Here is a 4527-nt window from a genome sequence, read left to right on the forward strand (position 1 = left end):
GTTTGGTAGGGAGTTGGGCGAAGCTTCGGGAACCGGTTAAGCATTGAAGTTCAATCAATTCAACTATTTTTCCCAAAACCTTTTTATCCTTGGCGATCGCCCCTCACCTTAATGCTAAATTCAGCTAACCGACAGCTAACTGAAAATTTATATCTACATCATCTCTATCTCTACTCTTCTTCCCCTTCTTCTTCTGCAGGGGGATAGAGGAAAGTAGAACGGCCAGATAAAATAGATTTGCCGAGGGATAAAGCCTTTTCCGCTTGCGATGAAGCTTGTCTGCGCCAGTGAGCTCGGCGTTGATCACGTTTGGCTTTGGAGGTTTTCTTCTTGGGAACTGCCATGACTTCTCTGGGATTTTAAAAATTGACAACCTTTCTATATTACGCTTTTAAGTGGGCCATTGCACAGCGGTGATTATGCAAGAGTTTTCCCACTACTACGAAATCCTGGGGCTAGAGGTGGGGGCTAGTCTGGAGGAAATCAACGAAGCCTATCGAGATTTGGCCTTTGTTTGGCATCCCGATCGCCTGCCCAGGGACAATCCCCGTCTGTTAGCCAAGGCGGCCAGCAAACTGAAGGAAATCAACCAAGCCCGCGATCGTCTCAAGGAAATGCTGGAGTTGGAGTTAAGCGCTAAAACTTCCCAGGTGCCTAAAAAGGATCAGCCCAGCAAGGCCCCCAAAGCTAAGCCTAAATCCAAGCCTAGGGCCAAAGATCCACCACCTTACCCACCTCCCGGCGATCGTCAATCCCGGCCTCATGATCAACAGCAGACCAGCCATAACCATAGTTCTAATTCCCACCATCATCAGGAAAACCATAATCGACCCTACTATCGAGACTTAACCGGGGCGGACTTGCGTTGGGCCAACTTGAAAGAAAAGGATTTATCAGGGCGAAAAATGGTGTCCGCTAACCTGAGTAATGCGGATTTGAGTGATAGTTTTTTACACCAAGTTAATTTGGAAAATGCCAACCTGTTTCGGGCCAATCTTTTCCGGGCTAATTTGTTGGAAGCTAACCTGCGGGGGGCAAATTTACAAGAAGCTAATTTAGTCGGAGCGGATTTAAGTGGGGCGGATCTCAGCGGGGCGAATTTGCAAGGGGCTAAAATTGGCGCGGGTAATCGGATTATGGTCAAGCTAACGGCGGCCAAGTTAACGGGAGCCATTCTCCCCGATGGCAGTAAACATAGTTAATTTTTGCTGGTGTTTTATTTCTCTTTAATCTAGGAATTTTTCTTGTCAAACTAGGTGAAAACGAGAGGATTTTTTAGTCCCGTACCGAGCCTAGCTGACAATGGCCAATTGGGAGCCAAATTCAGTTTTATTCACCTCAATGCGCTGTTGGAAAGCCTCCTTAAACTGGGGCATATGGGTGACAGTTAAAATACAAGCAAAGTCCGAGGCAATGGCTGTGATGGCGGCCACCAGGCGATCGCAACCGTCCGCATCTTGGGTACCAAAACCTTCGTCAATAATCAGTAATTGCAAAGCGGTACCAGAACGTTGAGCCAATAATTTGGCCAGGGCTAAACGGATAGAAAAATTAATCCGAAAAGCTTCCCCGCCGGAATAGGTTTCATAGGGCCTGGTACCCTGGGCATCAGCAATGAGAATATCCAGGGTATTAATCATTTTAGGCTTACGTTTAGTGCTGCTTTTGCCCTCTTTTTGGGTAACAAACTGAATATGATGTTGATTACCCGTTAACCGAGCCAAGATGTAATTGGTTTCCGCTTCTAGCTGGGGTAAAATATTTTCAATAATCATTACTTGAATACCATCTTTGCCAAAGGCTTTGCTCAACTCTTCATGGATGCGAAACTGTTTTTGAGCTTGATTAAACTGCTGTTTAGTTTCTTCATATTCTTCCTGCAAAGTGTCAATTTGGATTAACAATTGCTCCAACCCCCCTTTTTTAGCCAAGAGATTATCCAACTGTTGCCTTCTTTGTCCTAATTCTTGCTCCAACAATTGAATTTGTTCCCTATGGTCTGCATATTGACGAATTTGTTCCTCCAACTGGGCCAATTCCCTCTGCCTTTCTCCTAAGGCCTGCTGGCGATCGCCAATGAGCTCTCGATATTCCTGGGCCCGTTGCACCAGAATGGGTAATTGTTGCCGAGCCTGCTCTAGTTCTTGGTGCCGTAATTGCCAAGACTGTTGACGACGCAATTCCCCCAACAATTGTTGATGGGTTTCGCTGTTGTAATTCAGTTGGGATAGGACGGCTTCTGCCTGTTGCCATTGTTGATGTAGGAGGGAACTGGTGCCCAAACTTTGTAATTGGGAACGTAATGCCAGCAATTTTTCCTCCAACCCAGGGCGATCGGCCATTAGTTGTCGATGCTTGGCTTGGGCTTCTCTAAACTTAGCGTGGCGGATTTCCCCCTTTCTCAGTTGATCCACCGTAGAACGGGCCAATGCGTGGGTTTGTTCGTCGTAGGCTAAGCTAGTCAATTCCTGCTCCAGAACAGCTAATTCCAGTTGGAGAGAGGCAGCAAAAGTCCCTTGGTTTAAGCTTAGTTCTAGGTCAGCGATTTGCTCATTTAAATCCACCAATCGCTCATGGTTTTCTCCACTTTTTTCTAATTCAGCTTCCATTTGCCCATAATGTTGCAACAATTGTTCTAAATTATTTAAACCATCGGCAATTTCTCTATATTCATTACGAAGAATGGCCAATTCTTGATCCGCCAGGGTAATTTGTTCCTTTAAGATCCAAATTTGATTGCGTAATTCTTGACATTGATGTTCAGTTTTTTCGATTACCTGCTGGTGATAATGGCCATCTAAACCCTGTTCGCACAGGGGACAAGTTGCCCCAGGAATATCTAACAAACTCAGTTTTTGCTCTAATTCCCGTAACTGTTTTTCAAATAATCTTTGATTTTCCTGCAATCTTTCTTTGAAATGACCCCTTTCCTGGCCTTTTTCCTCTACCCGTTTAAGGTAAACCTGTTTATTTTTTAGTTGGGAAATTTCCTCGTCCAAAGCCTGAAAAGCTCTTCTTTGGTCGGGGATGGCGGCAATGGCTATCTGTAACTGTTTGGCGATCGCCTGCCGTTGCTCTAGTTGCGCCTGACACTGGGCCCTGGCCCTTTCTAAATCCGCTTGTAGGACAGAACTTCGTTGTAAAAGGGGGGCAACTTGGTGCTGGAGGTTATCAAGTTGACTTAGTTTTTGCTTAGCAGTTTTTAACTTACCTAACTCCACTTCAATGTCCTGCTGTTGGGCTAAAATAGGTTGTAATTCAGCCAGTTGTTTATCTAGATGCTCCAAGCGCAGAAGTTGTTGCTCCGTTTGTCGTGCTAATTCATTTTCTTGGCGTTGTAACTGTTGCTCTAAATCCTGTCGTTGCTGTTGTAAATTTTGATATTGCTGAAAGTCTTTAGCTAATTCTGCTTCCTGGCTTTGTAGGTTTTGATAACGCTGAAAATTAGTTTGAATAACGGCTTCTTGTTCCAACAATAATTCTAGTTTTTGACATTGCTGAGCAATTTCCTCATTCTGATTCTGTAACCTGGCAATTTCAGTGGTCAACTCCTGACATTGTCGTTGTTGCCAACCAGCTTGCTTTTGCCATTGTTGCCGTTGATTTTGACTAGTTTGTAGCTGTTGTAACTGCCATTGCGTCTGCTCTTGTTGAGCTTGAACCACTTTAATTTCTGCGGTTAAATTTTCTTGATTAGCTACCACATCCGGTCGCTGGTTCAAGTCCTGCTCTAATATTTGCAAGCGTTCATTGAGAATATTAATTTTACCCTTGGCTTCCTTGGAAATATCCTTCGCTCTAGTTGCCAGTAATTCATACTGGTCTAACTTTAATAAATCTGCCAAGATCTGTTTACGTTCACTGGGTTTGCGCAACATAAATTCATCGGCCCTTCCTTGGCGCAGATAGGCCGAATTAACAAAGGTTTCGTAATCTAATTTCAGCGTGGTGGTGATTTTTTCCTGGGTAGCCCTGAGTCCTTTAGCGGAAAGGGTGCGGAAATGATCGCCGCTTTTGATTTGGAATTCCGTTACACTACTGCGGCCGCGTTGGCGACTGCGAATAATTCGATAGGTTTGGTTATTACTAATAAATTCAAAATCTACCCTTACTTGATCGGTGCCATTGTGGAGCACATCATCCTCACTTTCGGCCCGACACTTACCCCAAATTGCCCAAGTAATGGCCTCCAACAAAGATGATTTGCCTGCTCCATTAGCCCCACAAATACAGGCTGTGTGTAGACCGCGGAAATCTAGACTAACATTTTGGTAACTGAGGAAATTTTTTAAAATTAACTGTTGGGGCACCATGGTCAATCATCCCCCATTGTCCAACTGAGAAAAAGAACGATTAATCCCAGTATGGCAAAACGCCCCACCATTGCTCCTTGATTAACAAAATATTCAGGCAAGCTGATCAACACCTTGGTAAAGATAGCGTTGGTTAACAGAAAAAATACCACTAACAAAACTAAACTCATCGGCTAATTAGTCAATTAATTATCAAGACTGACCAAGTAATATT

4 protein-coding genes are annotated in these 4527 nt (G+C 44.2%); 1 reads left to right on the plus strand and 3 read right to left on the minus strand.

Annotation, left to right across the window (positions count from 1 at the left end; all coding sequences use genetic code 11):
* Window positions 1-170: 170 nt before the first annotated feature.
* Window positions 171-344, minus strand: a complete 174-nt coding sequence (gene rpmF / locus IQ219_RS17035; protein WP_190596701.1) for a 50S ribosomal protein L32 — start codon at window positions 342-344, stop codon at window positions 171-173.
* A 75-nt stretch (window positions 345-419) separates the two neighbouring features.
* On the opposite strand from rpmF, the gene IQ219_RS17040 reads away from it, so the two are divergent.
* Complete coding sequence (locus IQ219_RS17040; RefSeq protein WP_194073395.1) at window positions 420-1202, plus strand: pentapeptide repeat-containing protein; 783 nt, start codon at window positions 420-422, stop codon at window positions 1200-1202.
* A 90-nt stretch (window positions 1203-1292) separates the two neighbouring features.
* On the opposite strand, the gene sbcC is transcribed toward IQ219_RS17040, so the two are convergent.
* Window positions 1293-4313, minus strand: a complete 3021-nt coding sequence (gene sbcC / locus IQ219_RS17045) for an exonuclease subunit SbcC (protein WP_194073396.1) — start codon at window positions 4311-4313, stop codon at window positions 1293-1295.
* Between the two features lie 2 nt (window positions 4314-4315).
* Window positions 4316-4483, minus strand: coding sequence for a hypothetical protein (locus IQ219_RS17050; protein ID WP_190596696.1), 168 nt, complete (start codon window positions 4481-4483; stop codon window positions 4316-4318).
* Between the last annotated feature and the right edge of the window lie 44 nt (window positions 4484-4527).

The organism is Synechocystis sp. LEGE 06083, from assembly GCF_015207725.1.
Classification (GTDB): domain Bacteria; phylum Cyanobacteriota; class Cyanobacteriia; order Cyanobacteriales; family Microcystaceae; genus Synechocystis; species Synechocystis salina.

Coding starts and splice junctions, on each gene's coding strand:
- IQ219_RS17040 (WP_194073395.1), top strand. CDS start 420: ATGCAAGAGTTTTCCCACTACTACGAAATCCTGGGGCTAGAGGTGGGG.
- IQ219_RS17050 (WP_190596696.1), bottom strand. CDS start 4,483: ATGAGTTTAGTTTTGTTAGTGGTATTTTTTCTGTTAACCAACGCTATC.
- sbcC (WP_194073396.1), bottom strand. CDS start 4,313: ATGGTGCCCCAACAGTTAATTTTAAAAAATTTCCTCAGTTACCAAAAT.
- rpmF (WP_190596701.1), bottom strand. CDS start 344: ATGGCAGTTCCCAAGAAGAAAACCTCCAAAGCCAAACGTGATCAACGC.